Source organism: Dehalobacter sp. DCM (assembly GCF_024972775.1).
Taxonomy (GTDB): domain Bacteria; phylum Bacillota; class Desulfitobacteriia; order Desulfitobacteriales; family Syntrophobotulaceae; genus Dehalobacter.
The window spans coordinates 637,347-653,606 of the sequence record NZ_CP092282.1; the positions used below are offsets into that span (position 1 = coordinate 637,347).

Annotated in this window: 12 protein-coding genes; 10 read left to right on the forward strand and 2 right to left on the reverse strand. The window is 44.5% G+C overall.

Going from position 1 to position 16,260, the window contains the following annotated elements:
- Positions 1-3 precede the first annotated feature (3 nt).
- From nifX to LPY66_RS03190, 7 genes are all read left to right on the forward strand, one after another.
- Positions 4-408, forward strand: coding sequence for a nitrogen fixation protein NifX (gene nifX / locus LPY66_RS03160; RefSeq protein WP_337986656.1), 405 nt, complete (start codon positions 4-6; stop codon positions 406-408).
- Positions 387-653 (forward strand): 4Fe-4S binding protein, encoded by a 267-nt coding sequence (locus LPY66_RS03165; protein ID WP_337986657.1) that lies wholly within the window; start codon positions 387-389, stop codon positions 651-653. Before nifX ends, LPY66_RS03165 begins: the two co-directional genes overlap by 22 nt.
- A 64-nt stretch (positions 654-717) precedes the next feature.
- Positions 718-2,094 carry a nitrogenase iron-molybdenum cofactor biosynthesis protein NifE gene (nifE, locus tag LPY66_RS03170; RefSeq protein WP_337986658.1) on the forward strand — a complete coding sequence of 459 codons (1,377 nt, stop codon included), beginning with the start codon at positions 718-720 and terminating at the stop codon, positions 2,092-2,094.
- Positions 2,091-3,488, forward strand: a complete 1,398-nt coding sequence (locus LPY66_RS03175; protein WP_337986659.1) for a nitrogenase component 1 — start codon at positions 2,091-2,093, stop codon at positions 3,486-3,488. The genes nifE and LPY66_RS03175 overlap by 4 nt, the downstream gene beginning before the upstream one ends.
- 70 nt (positions 3,489-3,558) lie before the next feature.
- Positions 3,559-4,488, forward strand: coding sequence for a nitrogenase cofactor biosynthesis protein NifB (gene nifB / locus LPY66_RS03180; protein ID WP_337986660.1), 930 nt, complete (start codon positions 3,559-3,561; stop codon positions 4,486-4,488).
- 25 nt (positions 4,489-4,513) lie between these two features.
- On the forward strand, positions 4,514-5,155 hold the full coding sequence (locus LPY66_RS03185) for a Fe-only nitrogenase accessory AnfO family protein (RefSeq protein WP_337986661.1): 642 nt from the start codon (positions 4,514-4,516) through the stop codon (positions 5,153-5,155).
- 14 nt (positions 5,156-5,169) lie between these two features.
- Positions 5,170-6,321: a 2-isopropylmalate synthase gene (locus LPY66_RS03190; RefSeq protein ID WP_337986662.1), complete on the forward strand. Its 1,152-nt coding sequence runs from the start codon at positions 5,170-5,172 to the stop codon at positions 6,319-6,321.
- A 171-nt stretch (positions 6,322-6,492) separates the two neighbouring features.
- On the opposite strand, the gene LPY66_RS03195 is transcribed toward LPY66_RS03190, so the two are convergent.
- Both LPY66_RS03195 and mch read right to left on the reverse strand, forming a co-directional pair.
- Complete coding sequence (locus LPY66_RS03195) at positions 6,493-6,954, reverse strand: GNAT family N-acetyltransferase (RefSeq protein WP_337986663.1); 462 nt, start codon at positions 6,952-6,954, stop codon at positions 6,493-6,495.
- A gap of 78 nt (positions 6,955-7,032) precedes the next feature.
- Complete coding sequence (gene mch / locus LPY66_RS03200) at positions 7,033-8,010, reverse strand: methenyltetrahydromethanopterin cyclohydrolase (RefSeq protein ID WP_337986664.1); 978 nt, start codon at positions 8,008-8,010, stop codon at positions 7,033-7,035.
- Positions 8,011-8,305: 295 nt separating this feature from the next.
- Here mch and LPY66_RS03205 point away from each other — a divergent pair, with 295 nt between their 5' ends.
- From LPY66_RS03205 to LPY66_RS03215, 3 genes are all read left to right on the forward strand, one after another.
- The gene (locus LPY66_RS03205) at positions 8,306-9,412 is read left to right on the forward strand and encodes a carbamoyl phosphate synthase small subunit (RefSeq protein WP_337986665.1); all 1,107 of its coding nucleotides are present in this window, start codon (positions 8,306-8,308) and stop codon (positions 9,410-9,412) included.
- Positions 9,413-9,414: 2 nt separating this feature from the next.
- Positions 9,415-13,482: a carbamoyl-phosphate synthase large subunit gene (gene carB, locus LPY66_RS03210; protein ID WP_337986666.1), complete on the forward strand. Its 4,068-nt coding sequence runs from the start codon at positions 9,415-9,417 to the stop codon at positions 13,480-13,482.
- A 197-nt stretch (positions 13,483-13,679) separates the two neighbouring features.
- Positions 13,680-16,226: a PEP/pyruvate-binding domain-containing protein gene (locus LPY66_RS03215; protein WP_337986667.1), complete on the forward strand. Its 2,547-nt coding sequence runs from the start codon at positions 13,680-13,682 to the stop codon at positions 16,224-16,226.
- Positions 16,227-16,260 lie beyond the last annotated feature (34 nt).

Sequence of the window (16,260 nt, forward strand, 5' to 3'; positions counted from 1 at the left end):
GACATGCTTATTGCTTTTGCGACGACTGGCGAAGAAAGAATTAATGCCCATTTTGGGCTGGCTGATTCTTTTGCAGTGTACGAAGTGAATCCTGCGGGCAGTGAGTTTAAAGAAATGATCACCCTTCCAAAAAGTGAACAAGAAGATGACAAAGTAGAATTAAGGGCCGAAATACTGAAACAGTGCGCTGTTGTTTATTGCACGCATATTGGTGGTCCGGCGGCGGCACGTTTGGTTCAGAGTGGTATTCAGCCACTCAAGGCGCCGGAGGGAACACCGATAACCCAGGAATTACAGCGCTTGCAAACAATGCTGAGAGATACGCCTGCACCTTGGCTGCGCAAGCGGTTGCAGGAAGAGATGAACAATAAGGAGGAGTCATGCCTATGCTCGTTTATCAAGGATTAACCTTCGGCGGGTCACCGTGGATACCACAATTTATCAAGGATATTGATCAAGAGTTATGTATCGGCTGCGGCCGTTGTGTCAAAGTGTGTTCCCAGGGTGCACTGGGTTTCGGGAATCTGAATGATGATGAAGATGCCGACAGAATGCAGTCTAAAATTGATAATAAAGATGATTGTATTGGCTGCATGGCATGCGGCAAAACCTGTGTCAAAAGAGCGATTAGTTTTGAGGCAAAAGAAATCTAATTTTTTTAAAAATAACCACGTTAGCAAGTGATAAAACGCCATAAGGAAAGGTGAGGTGAATCTGATGGAAAAAGGGTCAAATCCGGCAATTGAGGAAAGGAAGGATTCTGTTCAAACCAAAGGTGAAACAAAAATGCAGCTGAAATGCAATACAGATAGTGTAGCAGGTTGTGTAAGCCAAAGAGCCTGTGTCTATTGTGGGGCCAGAGTTGTCCTCAATCCCATCACAGATGCAATTCACCTTGTACATGGACCGATAGGCTGTGCAAGTTATACGTGGGATATCCGGGGTAGTTTAACAAGCGGAGCGGATCTATTCCGCTTCAGCTTCTCCACGGATTTGCAGGAAATGGATGTCATTTTCGGCGGTGAAAAAAAACTAACACGGGCTATTGATGATTTGGTTGAAAAATACCACCCACCGCTGATTTTTGTCTATTCCACGTGTATTGTCGGCGTGATCGGAGACGATTTGGAGGCTGTTTGTAAAGAAGCATCCAGAAAACATGGGATTCAAGTCATCCCCGTTCAGTCTAGCGGTTTTATTGGCAGCAAATCAGCTGGATATAAAGCGGCGTGCGATGCCCTAATGCGGCTGATTGAACCACCGCCTGGCGAGATAATTGAGCAAGACAAAACGATTAATTATCTTGGTGAATTTAATCTCGCGGGGGAACTATGGATCATCCAGAATTACCTGAAAGAAATTGGTATCGACATCAACGTGGCGTTGACAGGTGATTCGCGTTTTGAAACTTTGAAATTGGCGAGTAAAGCGTGTTTGAATATTGTTCAATGCGCCGGCTCGATGATATATACGGCGGAACAAATGAAGGAGCGGTTTGGCATACCCTATATGACCGTCTCATTTATTGGAATCGAAGATACCTCGGAATCGTTGCGCAGGATCGCACAAACTTTTCTGGATCCTGAAATGATGCACAGGACAGAGGAACTGATTCAAGAGAAAACTGCAGCAATTGCACCAGAAATTGCGTTTTACCGCAGCAAACTTCAGGGAAAGAAAGCTGCGATCTATGTCGGCGGTGGTTTTAAAGCAATCTCACTGATCAAACAATTCCGCGAGCTCGGTATTGAGGTAGTTATGGTGGGAACGCAAACTGGCAGACAGGAAGAATATGAGACAATCACTGATTTGGTTAAGGAAGGAACCGTCATAATGGACGACACGAATCCTTCAGAACTTGAGAAGTTTATCCTGGAAAAAGAAGCAGATCTTCTGGTAGGCGGTGTTAAAGAAAGACCGTTAGCATATAAAATGGGAATTGCGTTCATCGATCATAATCATGACCGTAAACATCCATTAAGCGGTTACGCCGGAGCAGTAAATTTTGCCGAAGAAGTCTATGCGACAGTATGTTCTCCCGTGTGGAAATATCGAAGCATTATGACTGCAGGGGAAAAGGAGGAGAAACCATGAGTATACAAAAAGAAAATTACCGCAATGTCAGTGAAAACCCTTGTAATATGTGTATGCCGCTGGGCGGGATCATCGCTTTCAAGGGGATTGAAGGTTCGATGACACTCCTCCATGGTTCTCAGGGTTGTGCAACGTATATGCGTCGAACCATATCCGAGCATTATGAAGAACCTATTGATGTCGCCTCTTCTTCGTTGAATGAGAAAGGAACTGTCTTTGGCGGCGAAGATAATTTGAAAAAAGGTTTGGATAATGTCCGTCTACTCTATAAACCCAAGATGATTGGTGTTTTAACGACCTGCTTAGCAGAAACAATCGGTGAAGACATCGGAGGAATAACAGGCCGGTATTTACAGGACAGAGGACTAACGGACCTGCCAATTGTTAATGTATCCACTCCTGGATACGGCGGTTCTCATTCAGAAGGATATTGGCATACCATATACCGCATTGTTTCTTCCCTCGCCTGTGATCGGACATCCCATTCCAAAATCAATGTTATTGTTCCTCATATCAGTGCGGCAGACTTACGAGAGATAAAACGGATGCTGCGTGAAATGGATTTAGACTTTACGCTATTACCCGACTACGCAGACACGTTAGATGCACCCTATTCGAAACCGTATAAAAAGATCCCGGATGGCGGAACAAAACTTGAGGATATACGAAGAATGCCTGGGGCCAAAGCAACTTTGGAAATTGGGTTAACGGTTGAAGATGCGCAGTCGGCAGGTAAATACCTCGAGACAGAATTTGGAGTACCCTTGTTTCGTGTACCTCTTCCTGTAGGAATCGAAAGTACGGACATCTTCTTTGACACGCTGAAAATTATCAGTGGGAAAGCGATAACGGACGAGATAACCCGGGAAAGAGGCAGACTGCTGGATGGCATGTTTGACTCCCATAAATATAACTTTCTAGGCAGAGCGGTTATTTTCGGCGAACCGGAACAGGTTTATGCAGCTACCCGGCTTTGTCTGGAGAATGGAATTCATCCACTGATTATCGCCACAGGAAGCCGTAGCAAAAAGCTTGAACAATTGCTTCATTTGGAAATCGCCAAAACAAACAGCGCCACACATGGGTATGATGAAAAATTCATTATCATGGGCGATACCGACTTTGCGCATATTCTTGAGAAAAGCAAAGAACTGAACGTCAATCTGGCGATTGGCCATTCTGAAGGCAAGATTTTAACAGAGAGAGCGGATATTCCGCTAGTCCGATACGGCTTTCCGATTATCGACCGGGTTGGCGGGCAGCGCATGGTATCTGCTGGTTATCAGGGAAGTTTGAGTTTCTTGGACAGACTGACAAATACCCTGTTAGAAAACAAGTACCGGAATTATCGTCAGACAATGTATGGGAAATATTATTCTGTCTCAGCCAAATAGACGCTCTTCGTGTTTAAAACAATAAAGCTTTATATATTAAAATAATTTTTGATAGGGTCAGGTGAATGATATGCTTAATCTTCATAACACAGATCAAATAAAAAGCAAATTAAATACAACAACCCATCCGTGTTATTCTTCCAAAGCGCAACATAAATATGCCAGGATTCACCTGCCTGTTGCTCCTGCCTGTAATATCAGCTGCAATTACTGCCGCAGAGACTATGACTGTGTTAATGAAAGCCGGCCGGGTGTGACCAGTAAGGTGTTGGATCCGGAAGCTGCATTAGAGCGCTTCCAAATTGTCCGTAAGAAACTAAACAATTTAAGTGTTGTCGGCATAGCCGGACCCGGTGATGCGTTAGCCAACTGGGAAAAAACAAAACGGACACTCGAATTAATCCTCCAGGATGAACACGAAAATAATGATGATTGCCATAGTGAAATAAATTTCTGCTTATCGACAAACGGTCTTCTTTTACCTGAACTTGCAGAACAAATCGTGGCCTTGAATGTTAGGCATGTTACAGTTACAGTCAATAGTATTGATCCGAAAATTGGCGCGCAAATTTATAACAGCGTCAATTATCACGGCATAACCTATACCGGCACTGAGGGTGCTGAACTCCTTATCCGTAACCAGCTTGAAGGAATCAAAAAACTAGTGGATCTGAAGGTCTTGGTTAAGGTTAATATTGTCATGATTGATGGAACCAATGACAGTCATATTCCCGAAATTGTCAAGAAATTAAAGGAACTCGGGGTTTTTACAACCAATATTATGGGGTTTATTCCGGTAAAAGGCAGTGTGTTCGAAAACCGTAAACCGACAGATCCAAAAAACATTATGAAAATGAGATTGATCTGTGGAAAACATTTACAGCAGATGTCACATTGCAAGCATTGCAGAGCAGATGCCGTCGGCATGCTCGGAAAAGACTGTTCAGGCGAAATCTTTGAAATAAGAAAAAAGTGTAAAAATCACGTTGAAGCTGGATAATATTCGTTAGCGAGGAGGAGTATGTATGGCCCACAAAATAACAGTCTTGCTGAATAAAGAAGGGGAAACAGGCGTATTAACAGATGATTGCCGGGCAGTAACCTACACGCGCAGTTCCGGTATCTGGAAGGAAGCCGCAGGTTGCGGTTTTACTTTAAACGGTGTGACGTCAATGAATGAATTACGGGATAGAATAGCAGAACTGGTCAATTTCATGGCGGATTACAAAATTTTTGTCGCAGCCAAAATTCAAGGAATTGCTTTAAATATATTGCAGCAGGAAAATGTTATGTGCTGGGAAATTGCTGGATATCCGCAGAATTTACTGGATGCGGTTTTAAAAGAAGCGGAAGACGCGTGGTTAAGGGAAAAGAGCGCATTGCAAAGCCAGATAAATGATGACAATGAGTTTCAGTATATTCGAGAAATATCTTCAGGCCACTATGCCATTTCACTAAAAGAAATTCAAGAAAACAATACGCAGGTGACGACGAAACAAGCTCTTCTGCCGTTTCTTCAACGACAAAAATTTAAAATTTTGGAAATAGCATGCAGTCATATTCCACAGTGGCTGGAGCCGGAACTTATGATGCGAGGCTTTGCCATGGAAGTTAATAAACAATACGGAAACGAAATGGAATTAATCGTAACATCTGATAACATCTGAACGGAGGGACTTGGATGAGGAAGGTTGACATATTCGATACGACCTTAAGAGATGGGGAACAATCATTGGAAACAACACTCAACTGCTCGGAAAAAATTGAAATTGGCAAACAGCTGGTTAAACTTGGTGTTGATGTGATTGAGGCTGGTTTTCCCGCTTCCTCACCGAATGACTTCAAATCAGTACGCGCAATTAGTCAGGAGGTTAAAGGTGCGATTGTCTGCGGCTTGGCACGGTGTGTTGCTCAAGATATCGACCTCTGCGCAGACGCTCTCAGGGGAGCAAAGAACACCCGTGTTAATATTGGCTTGGCCGTATCGCCGATTCATATGGAAAAAAAACTGCGCTTAAAACCGCAGCAGGTAATCGATAAGGCTGTATGGGCTGTAAACTATGCCAGGAAATATTTCAACGAGGTGCAGTTTTTCTTAGAGGACGCCTACCGCAGTGAATTTGATTTTTTGGTTCGTATTATGGAAGAGGTAATCAAAGCCGGGGTAACAATTGTCACTGTTTCGGATACAGTAGGCGTGGCGATGCCCTGGAAGAGTAGCGAATTAATTAAGAATTTAAAGGAAACAGTGAAACAAGTCGATAATATAAAATTAAGCGTTCATTATCATAATGATTTAGGCTTAGCGGTTGCCAACTCCCTGATGGCTTTGCTAGCAGGTGCAGACCAAGTGGAAGGAACTATCAACGGTATCGGTGAAAGGGCCGGCAATGCCTCACTCGAAGAGCTGCTTATGGCGCTTTACATGGAACAAACTACTTTCGGAATGAGTACAGGTGCCAATTACGCTGAGATTTACATGACCAGTAAAGTGGTATCTGAAATCACGGGTATTGCAATTCCCCGTTATAAAGCGGTTGTCGGAGACAATATGTTTTGCCATGCTTCTGGGATTCATCAGGACGGCGTCATCAAAGAAAAACTGACTTATGAACCCTTTGATCCGGGAATCATCGGAGCTCCTGCAGGGAAAATTGTGCTTACGTCAAAATCCGGGCGCAATGCCTTAAGGCATAAATTAAAAGAGCTTGGCTATGAATATCACCAAGCTGAATTAGATCATATTTACCGAAAATTCATTTATATCGCGGACCAAAAAAGAAGATCAGTGAATGAGCATGATTTGATCCGGCTAGTACTTTGTAACACCTAAAACTTGCATTACTCGGCGAGGAAAATTTACGTATGACAAGGCGGAGGATTGAGTAATACTGGCTGTATTACGAATGACGACAACGCAGTTTGACGGAAATTTAACCGGCGATAATGTAAGGAATTAGGTGTTACAGAGTACGAGTTTCCTTGGGATAATAATTTGACGAAATTATAGATTTTGATTTTTTCGCAAACAGATCAGTTGGGTGCCATGCCAACTGTTTTTTTTATAAAAATCCAAAGCAGGTGTGTTGTTTTTATCTGCCAGTAATTGAAAACGGCGTGCGCCTTTTTCAGCCGCCCATTGTTCTATCCGATCAAGCAGCCGTTTTCCCAGACCGTTTCCCCGTTGTTCTTTTTCGACAATTAAATCTTCGATTAAAGCTGAAGGGCCACCCTCTGCTGTCGATATCAGGATCTGGCAGGTAACCATTCCGATGATACGGTGATTCAGCTCTGCGACATAAATACACCGGTTTTCAGGGTCTTGTAGCAGCATTTCCAAACCGCGTTTTTGTAAAACATCATTGGGGGTAAAATCATTTTCAATGGAAAACAAGTCACTTAATAAATGACTGAGATCCTGTATATCAGCGTAATTCGCTTTCCTTATGAGATAGTTTGGTAGCATACGTACCGCCTTTCAAGCAATTAATTTATTGTAGAAAACAATATCCTTCAAAACCACGAGATACAGGCAGCGGCAATATCAGGAATAAGTAAAACCGAAAGATCGCGCCAAAATATCCGGACGCAGGATTCCTGAATGAAATGAATTGCCGCTATTTAAATTGGACATCCAGACAACGGCTGGCGTAAACAGATCGAGATTCATCATATATAAATTATCATGCGTCCTTTCATATTCCATATATGCTTGTCCGAATCCATCAACGGCTGCTGACGGAACATATTTTACCAAATTGCTCAGAACATCGTCATCATCTCTTAGATAATAAATGACTGTTGATCCGTAAAAAATCGCGTCATTCGTCCTACCTAAAGCACTGTGGGTATTACGGGCGACAGGCGAAACAGGACAAACACCGCTGCCGGATATGATTTTGCCTAAATCATATCCCATTCGGCGTAATCTGAATAAACCTGTCTCTAAGGCTCTTGCAGCGACTTGGACCGTTCCAACAATCGAAGCGGTCGGTGCAATTAAAATATAAAGGTTTTCCAACCTGCAGTTGCATGCCTCTGCAATATGATGAACAATATTATCGGTTGGTAGGGAATTACCTTCCAGGCAGACAACGGCAATTTCGGAAAGGTCTTCACAGCCCAGTGCCTCAAATAATTTGCCTTTATGCATAATGGCGCGGGCAGGCCCGGATGCTGCAAAAAAACAATTGTCTAATTTTATCGTCCATCCAGCGAACTGGGAAGCCATACAGGCCCGGAGCGGATGATCCGTCATGACTTCAATCGACGGCCAATGCAGACCGTTAAAATCATGCCAGTGCAATTGAACATTTGCCAGGCCGCCAAGACAGACTTTAGCAAATTGAAGGCCGGCTTCCAAACTGCCTTCGACATTGACACCACAGTCGAGAACGGTTGCTCCGTTCTTCATATGAGCCTCTATTTGAAATTGATCTGAGTTTGCTATCATTGCTTTGACGAGCGGAAAGGCCAGCATATTCGGGCTCAATTCAGGGATATAATCCAAAGGTAAAGCCATGTCGTACCCCCTATTATCGTTCTTATCCATTATATATCACGGATTTATTTCAGTTCAATAACAGGTGCCCTATTTTTATGTCTGCCCGGCATTTATTAATAATCACAGCCAGGTCAGGAATTTCAATTGAAAAATATACAGTATTCATGTTGTGCGATGTCGGACATATTTATACAAACTGGCGTTTCATGTTATAATTGGGAGAGCTAATAATTCATAAATCATAAGAGAAAATGTTCAATAATTCGCTTTATGATTGTTAATAATAATCGAAATAATTTCTGGAGGGATCCGCGTGCAGCAAAATGTGTATATTATCCTGGCAAATGGCCGGGTTTTTGAAGGAAAACCTTTTGGGGCAGAGGGAGAGACACTTGGCGAAATTGTATTTACCACGGCCATGACAGGATATCTGGAGACGCTTACCGACCCAAGCTATTATGGACAGATCGTCATTCAAACGTTTCCTTTGATCGGTAATTATGGCATTATACCCGCTGATTTTGAGAGTGATTCACCAAAACTCAAAGCCTATGTTGTTCGGGAGTGGTGTCAGGTTCCTTCCAACTTTCGCAGTGAGGGTGACCTTGACACTTTTTTAAAGCAACATAATATTGTTGGCGTATATGGCGTCGATACCCGGGAACTGACCAAAATCATCAGAGAAGTCGGGGTTATGAATGCAAAAATTACGACAAATTTGGATAATATTGAAAAGGATATTGCCGAAATCAATCACTACAAAATAACAGACGCTGTCCGGAGTGTCTCATTCCATCGTAGAGATAACCGGGAAGCAGTAAACGGACTAAATTCGGAGGAATCAGATCCTGACCACTACCGCGTCGTTTTGTGGGATTTTGGGGCGAAGGAAAATATACACCGTGAGCTGGTGAAACGAGGATGTCATGTTATAACGGTGAGTGCCGATACGTCGGCCAAAGAAATCTTGGATTTTCAACCGAATGGCATCATGCTTTCCAACGGGCCGGGCGACCCGGCGGACAATCCGGAAATTATTACTGAGCTGGCAAAACTTGCCGAATCCCGTCTGCCGATTTTTGGGATCTGTCTCGGACACCAACTGCTGGCGTTAGCGCAGGGAGCGAAAACAGCCAAACTCAAATATGGGCATCGCGGCGCGAATCAGCCGGTAAAGGACCTGAAGACCGGACGCGTCTATATTACCAGTCAGAACCATGGTTATGCCGTTATTACCGAGAGTTTGCCTTCGGATGCCCGCCTGCGTTTCCAAAATGCCAACGACGGAACATGCGAGGGGATAGAATATCAGAATATGCCTGCTTTTTCGGTACAATTCCATCCGGAAGCATCAGCAGGGCCGCTGGATACGGGTTATCTGTTTGACCAATTTATCGATTCAATGAGGAAGGACTGCTAGACATGCCGCTAAATAAAGAAATAAAAAAAGTACTCGTCATCGGCTCTGGCCCGATCGTTATTGGGCAGGCTGCCGAATTTGACTATGCAGGAACTCAGGCCTGTCGGGCTTTGAAAGAAGAAGGACTGGAAGTTGTGCTGGTCAATTCTAACCCTGCAACAATTATGACGGATAACGCGATGGCTGATCAGATTTATATAGAACCATTGACGTTAGATACGGTTAAAAGAATCATTATCAAAGAAAAACCGGACAGCATCTTGTCGACACTGGGAGGCCAAACGGGCCTGACACTTTCAATGCAGCTGGCAAAAGAAGGATTTTTAGAAGAGCAGGGCGTCAAATTACTGGGTGCAAACCCTGTCACGATTGATAAAGCGGAAGACCGCCAGATGTTTAAGGATACAATGACGGCCATCGGAGAACCAATTATTCCGTCACTGGTCGTTACGGATGTTCCTGCTGCCGTGGCTTTTGCCGAAGAGATTTCTTATCCGGTCATCGTCCGGCCTGCCTTTACCCTTGGGGGAACCGGCGGGGGTATAGTCTATAATGAAGCTGAACTACGGGAAATCGCTGCCAATGGTCTAAGACTATCCCCCATTACGCAAGTCCTCATTGAAAAATGCATTTCCGGATGGAAGGAGATTGAATTTGAAGTGATGCGTGATCGGGCAGGTAATGTGATCACCGTCTGCAGTATGGAGAATTTTGATCCGGTTGGAGTGCATACCGGCGATAGTATCGTTATCGCGCCGGCCGTTACGCTTTCAGATAAAGAGTACCAGATGCTTCGCTCGGCGGCCTTGAATATCATATCAGCGCTTGAGGTCGAAGGCGGCTGCAACTGCCAGTTTGCGCTGCATCCGGACAGTTTCGACTATGCGGTGATCGAGGTCAATCCAAGGGTTTCCCGCTCGTCCGCCTTAGCTTCCAAAGCAACCGGTTATCCGATTGCCAAGGTGGCTGCGAAAATTGCTATCGGCTATACATTGGATGAGATAAAGAATGCCGTAACCGGGAAGACGTATGCCTGCTTTGAACCGGCTTTGGACTATGTTGTGGTGAAACTGCCCAAGTGGCCGTTTGATAAATTTGTGTACGCCAAGCGTACCCTCGGAACGCAAATGAAAGCCACCGGCGAAGTGATGGCCATCGGTGTCAGTTTTGAGCAGGCCATCATGAAAGCTGTCAGAGGTGCGGAAATCTCTCTTGACAGCCTAAATTTACCCAAGCTGAGTAAACTGACAGACGCACAGATAGAAGAACAACTCTCTGTTTGCAATGATGAGCGGCTTTTTGTCGTGTTCGAAGCCTTGAAGAGAGGGATTACCTGTGAATTGATTCATGAAATAACCCAAATCGATACGTGGTTCCTTTATAAGCTTGCCCATCTTGTTGCTGTGGAAAAGGAATTGGCCGGAGGGGATGTCTCAGAGGAACTATACGAAGAAGCCAAAAAGCTGGGGTATCCCGATAAAGTAATCGAACGGCTTTCCGGCTGCAATATCAATGAGAGAATCGCCCAAGGGATATTAAAGAAACGCTGGGCTTCTTATAAAATGGTCGATACCTGTGCCGCTGAATTTGAGGCGGAAACCCCCTATTTCTATTCGACGTATGATAAGACCAATGAAGCGGAGCAATTTATTCAAGCTCGGAACAGCAGCAAAGAGACGATTGTTGTCTTTGGTTCCGGACCGATTCGGATCGGACAGGGAATCGAATTTGACTATGCTTCTGTACATTGTGTCTGGGCACTGAAAAAGGCAGGTTATGAGGTCGTCATTGTCAATAACAACCCGGAGACAGTATCGACGGACTTTGACACTGCGGATAGACTGTATTTTGAGCCACTGACCAACGAGGATGTTATGAATGTCATTCATACGGAGCAGCCATTCGGTGTTGTCGTTGCATTTGGCGGGCAAACAGCCATTAAGCTGACAAAGTTTTTAGAATCCCAGGGTGTTCGGATCTTGGGAACACCTGCCGACAGCATTGATGCCGCCGAAGACCGGGAACGTTTTGACGCTTTATTAGAGCGGCTATCGATCAAACGCCCTCAAGGGCATACGGTAATGAATACGGACGAGGCACTGCTGGCAGCCAATAAGCTTGGTTATCCGGTCTTGATGCGGCCCTCTTATGTCTTGGGTGGACAGAATATGATTATTGCCTTTAGTGATCAGGATATCTGCGAATACATGGATATTATCCTGGCTTTTAATATCGAAAATCCCGTCTTGATCGATAAATATCTTTCGGGCATTGAGATTGAGGTGGATGCGATCTGTGACGGGGAAGAAATCCTGATCCCCGGTATCATGGAGCATATTGAACGTGCCGGGATCCATTCCGGTGACTCAATCGCAGTCTATCCGGCCTGGAACCTCAGCGGAGAGTTGACGGAACGAGTCATTGACTATTCCAGGAAATTAGCATTGGCATTAAATACCCAAGGATTAGTCAATATTCAGTATGTTGTGCATGCCGGAGAGATCTTTGTTATTGAAGTAAATCCGCGTTCCTCGCGGACTATTCCCTACATCAGCAAAGTAACCGGGGTGCCGATGGTGGACCTTGCGACCCGGGCGATGCTGGGTGAGAAACTGACCGATATGGGCTTTGGTACCGGACTGTATAAGACACCGCCGTATGTTGCCGTTAAAGTTCCGGTTTTCTCTTTTGAGAAGCTGATCGATGTCGATGTCCAGCTGGGGCCGGAAATGAAGTCAACCGGAGAGGTACTCGGTATAGGCAAATCGTTAGCCGAGGCGCTTTATAAGGGACTCGTTGCGGCCGGATATAAGATGGTCAAGCAAGGTGGCGTTCTGATTACCGTGCGTAATAGCGACAAACCTGAAATCGTCGATATTGCCAGAAAATATTCCGAGCTCGGATTTAAACTCTATGCAACACGCGGTACGGCTGCCGCTTTAGAGCAGGCGGGACTGCAGGTGATTACAGTTAAAAAGATTCATGAAGCTGAACAGGATAATATCCAAACGCTTTTAGAAAGCGGCAAGATCCATTACATTATTTCGACTTCGGCCAAGGGTCGTCTGCCTGGGCTTGACAGTGTTAAGATTCGCCGCAAGGCTGTGGAAACAGCCATTCCGTGCCTGACCTCGCTGGATACGGCCAATGCATTGGCCAATAGTCTGAAGAGCCGATATTCACAATACAATACCGAACTCGTCGATATTAATGATATGCGCAGCGAAAGAAAAACATTGACCTTTACAAAAATGCAGTCCTGCGGTAATGATTATCTCTATTTCAATTGTTTTGATCAGCAAATTGACAGCCCGGAATCATTGAGTGTTTATTTATCCGATCGGCATTATGGTATTGGGGCGGATGGGATCGTACTGATCAAACGGTCGGACGTCGCCGATGCCAGAATGCAGATGTTTAACCGCGACGGCAGTGAAGGTAAAATGAGCGGCAATGCGCTGACCTGCATTGGAAAATATCTGTATGACAACCGGATCATCGTAAAAGAAGAAATTCATATTGAAACCCTGAGTGGAATCAAAAAACTTCGACTCTATATTTACAACGGAAAAGTGGATTCTGTTTGCCTTGATATGGGCAGGGCTGAGCTCCAGCCCAGTAAGATACCCGTCCGTTTAGAAGGGGAGGTCATTATTAACCAGCCGGTGACAATTGGCGACAAGGATTATCATATAACCTGCGTGTCCATGGGAAATCCGCATTGTGCTATATTCACCGAGAATTTGGACAGTATTAATATGGATACGGACGGACCGGCGTTAGAATATTCGCAATTATTTCCGGAAAGAGTCAACGTCGAATTTATTACGATGATAGACCGCAACACGTTAAAGATGCGTGTCTGGGAACGCGGCAACGGGGAAACCCTTGCTGCCGGAACCAGTGCTTGCGCCGCGGTTGTTGCTGCGGTACTAAACGGTCGCTGTCAAAAAGACCAGCATGTTTTGGTAAAGCTTAAAGGCGGTGATTTAACCGTCAGATATACGGATGACGCGGTATACATGACAGGAAAACCGGAAAAGGTATTTGAAGGCAGCGTAGACGTTTAGTGTACTGTCTCGCTGGCAATTAGGTTTACTGCTTGCCTAAATTTCCGTCTGCGTTGTTGTCGTCAGTCGCCGTAGCTACGGCTATGCCTCCCTCCTCCGCCTAGCAGGCTGAAAATTTATTCGGCGCAGTAATTCCAAATATCAACGAGATAGTACACTAGTACCATCCAGATAGGATAGAAACGGGGGCGGCGCGGATGGCTATCCAGGATAAAGTCGACTCGGGATTGAGCGGATTTGATCATATGATCGATCACCTTCGGTTGGGAGATAATGTTGTCTGGCAGGTTGATACGGTTGAGCATTATAAAACCATGGTGGGGCCATTTATCAATCAGGCTGTTGCCGACGGAAGAAATGTAGTCTATGTCCGATTTGGCAGCCATCCGCCGCTGATTGAAGAAAACCCGCATGTCATAGTCTATTCGATCGATGCCAAAAAAGGCTTTGAAAGCTTTGCGATGGCTATTCATGATCTAATCGCCAAAGAAGGCAGAAAGACCTTCTATGTATTTGACTGCTTAACCGATCTTCTAAAATATTGGCATTCCGATTTAATGATCGGCAATTTTTTCAAAGTGACATGTCCTTTCCTTTTTGAATTAGATACAATCGCTTACTTTGCATTGAGACGCAATATTCATACGAACAGCACGATTGCGACGATTCGTGATACGACGCAGCTGCTGTTAGATCTTTATTATGTCAAAAACAAATACTATATTCATCCCTTAAAGGTTTGGCAGAGGTATTCACCCACGATGTTTTTTCCGCATTTGATTGACGGCCAGGAGGCTGTTAGTATTACGGCCAGCGTAGAGGCTGCTGAACTGTTCTCGTGTATGAGCAGGGGAGAAGAACGGCTGGATTATTGGGATGCTGTTTTCCAAAAGGCTTCAAAAGCCCTTTTGCTGGAATCAAAAGAGCAAGAAGAAGCCAAAAGAATGCTAATGACGATGCTCATTGGCAGCGAATCACGGATGTTTCAGCTTTGCGACCGGTATTTTACGCTTAAAGATATTCTCAATATCGCGGCCAGGGAAGTTGGTACCGGATTCGTAGGCGGGAAAACTGTCGGTATGCTTGTTGCCAGAAAGATACTGGAGAAGGACGGTAAAGACCGGTTTATCCCAAAATTGGAACCGCATGACTCGTTTTATATCGGGTCCGATGTTTTTTACACCTATATTGTACAAAATAATTTATGGGAACTGCGTACCCGACAAAAGACAGAAGAAGGTTATTTCATATATGCTCCGGAATTGAAAGAGAAAATACTGAAAGGGCATTTCCCGGGGAATATTCAAGAACAATTTATGCAAATGCTGGAGTATTTCGGGCAGTCTCCGATTATTGTACGTTCCAGTTCCCTGTTAGAGGACAATTTTGGCAATGCTTTTGCAGGAAAATACGAGAGTGTTTTCTGTGCAAACCAGGGGACACCGGAAGAACGTTATTTGAAATTTGAGCAAGCGGTTCGTACAGTCTATGCCAGTATGATGGATGAAGATGCCTTAGCTTACAGGATGAACAGAGGGTTATTTCAAAAGGACGAACAAATGGCTGTCTTGGTACAGCGTGTTTCCGGTGATTATTATGGTGAAAGCTTTTTTCCGCATGCGGCAGGGGTCGGTAATTCGTCGAACAGCTATATCTGGGACCCGTCAATTAATATGGATGCCGGGATGCTTCGCCTTGTTTTTGGCCTGGGGACCCGGGCTGTGGACCGGACAGTTGAGGACTATGCGCGGATCGTGACGTTAGATGACCCGTTGCGTGTACCAATGGTTAATTATGGTGATCGGAACAAATTTTCCCAGCATTTTGTTGATCTTCTATCCCTTGAGTGCAATGCCTTAAGCACTGTCAGAGCGGAGGCTGTTCTGGCCTATGATTTAAAAGTTGATCAAAGGTTATTTGTTAGTATCGATTATGAAACGGTGCACTATCTGCGCCAACTTGGACGCTCTCCGATTAAGACGCCCTATATTATTGATTTTGAAACAATGCTTCGGGATACAGATTTCCCGCTTATGATGCGAGAAATGTTGGCGTTGCTGTCCAAGGTGTATAACTACCCGGTGGATATAGAATTTACGGTTAATTTTCTGAATAACAAGGAATACAGGGTAAACCTCTTACAATGCCGTCCGCTGCAGACCAGAGGTCTCGGTAAGACTGTGGAAATGCCAGTGCTGGAAAGAGGAAAGAATATCTTTCTATCCTCGCACGGCAACTTTATGGGTGGAAATGTGCGCCTTCCGATAGATTATGTCGTAATCATCAAGTCACAGGCCTATCATCGGCTGGACAATCAATCCAAGTATTCCATTGCCAGACAGGTCGGACTAATCGATAAAGCGTTGAAAGGAAAAAATGCCATGCTCATAGGCCCGGGGAGGTGGGGGACAACAACGCCTTCCCTGGGAGTACCCGTTCATTTTACCGAACTGAGCAATATGACGGTGATTTGTGAAGTGTCCTCGCGCGAGGGTTTTATGCCTGAACTATCCTATGGCAGTCATTTTTTTCAAGACTTAGTAGAAACAGGTATTTTCTATGTTGCTGTTTTTGAAGGAAAAAAAGATGTTGTATATCATCCGGAATATGTCTTAGATAAAGAGAATATCTTGGATGACATATTACCAAATAATGCTATCAATTCCGATGTGATTCATATTGCCGAAACCAAGGGTATGGAAATTTTTTCGGATATTGTCAGCCAGAAGTTAATCTGTTGCTAAACAGAATAAGAAAATGACGGTATATAATCCCTTG

What these genes read in the sequence shown, in the direction of transcription:
- nifX (WP_337986656.1), top strand. Translation starts at nt 4, where the DNA reads ATGCTTATTGCTTTTGCGACGACTGGCGAAGAAAGAATTAATGCCCAT.
- LPY66_RS03165 (WP_337986657.1), top strand. Translation starts at nt 387, where the DNA reads ATGCTCGTTTATCAAGGATTAACCTTCGGCGGGTCACCGTGGATACCA.
- nifE (WP_337986658.1), top strand. Translation starts at nt 718, where the DNA reads ATGGAAAAAGGGTCAAATCCGGCAATTGAGGAAAGGAAGGATTCTGTT.
- LPY66_RS03175 (WP_337986659.1), top strand. Translation starts at nt 2,091, where the DNA reads ATGAGTATACAAAAAGAAAATTACCGCAATGTCAGTGAAAACCCTTGT.
- nifB (WP_337986660.1), top strand. Translation starts at nt 3,559, where the DNA reads ATGCTTAATCTTCATAACACAGATCAAATAAAAAGCAAATTAAATACA.
- LPY66_RS03185 (WP_337986661.1), top strand. Translation starts at nt 4,514, where the DNA reads ATGGCCCACAAAATAACAGTCTTGCTGAATAAAGAAGGGGAAACAGGC.
- LPY66_RS03190 (WP_337986662.1), top strand. Translation starts at nt 5,170, where the DNA reads ATGAGGAAGGTTGACATATTCGATACGACCTTAAGAGATGGGGAACAA.
- LPY66_RS03195 (WP_337986663.1), bottom strand. Translation starts at nt 6,954, where the DNA reads ATGCTACCAAACTATCTCATAAGGAAAGCGAATTACGCTGATATACAG.
- mch (WP_337986664.1), bottom strand. Translation starts at nt 8,010, where the DNA reads ATGGCTTTACCTTTGGATTATATCCCTGAATTGAGCCCGAATATGCTG.
- carB (WP_337986666.1), top strand. Translation starts at nt 9,415, where the DNA reads ATGCCGCTAAATAAAGAAATAAAAAAAGTACTCGTCATCGGCTCTGGC.
- LPY66_RS03215 (WP_337986667.1), top strand. Translation starts at nt 13,680, where the DNA reads ATGGCTATCCAGGATAAAGTCGACTCGGGATTGAGCGGATTTGATCAT.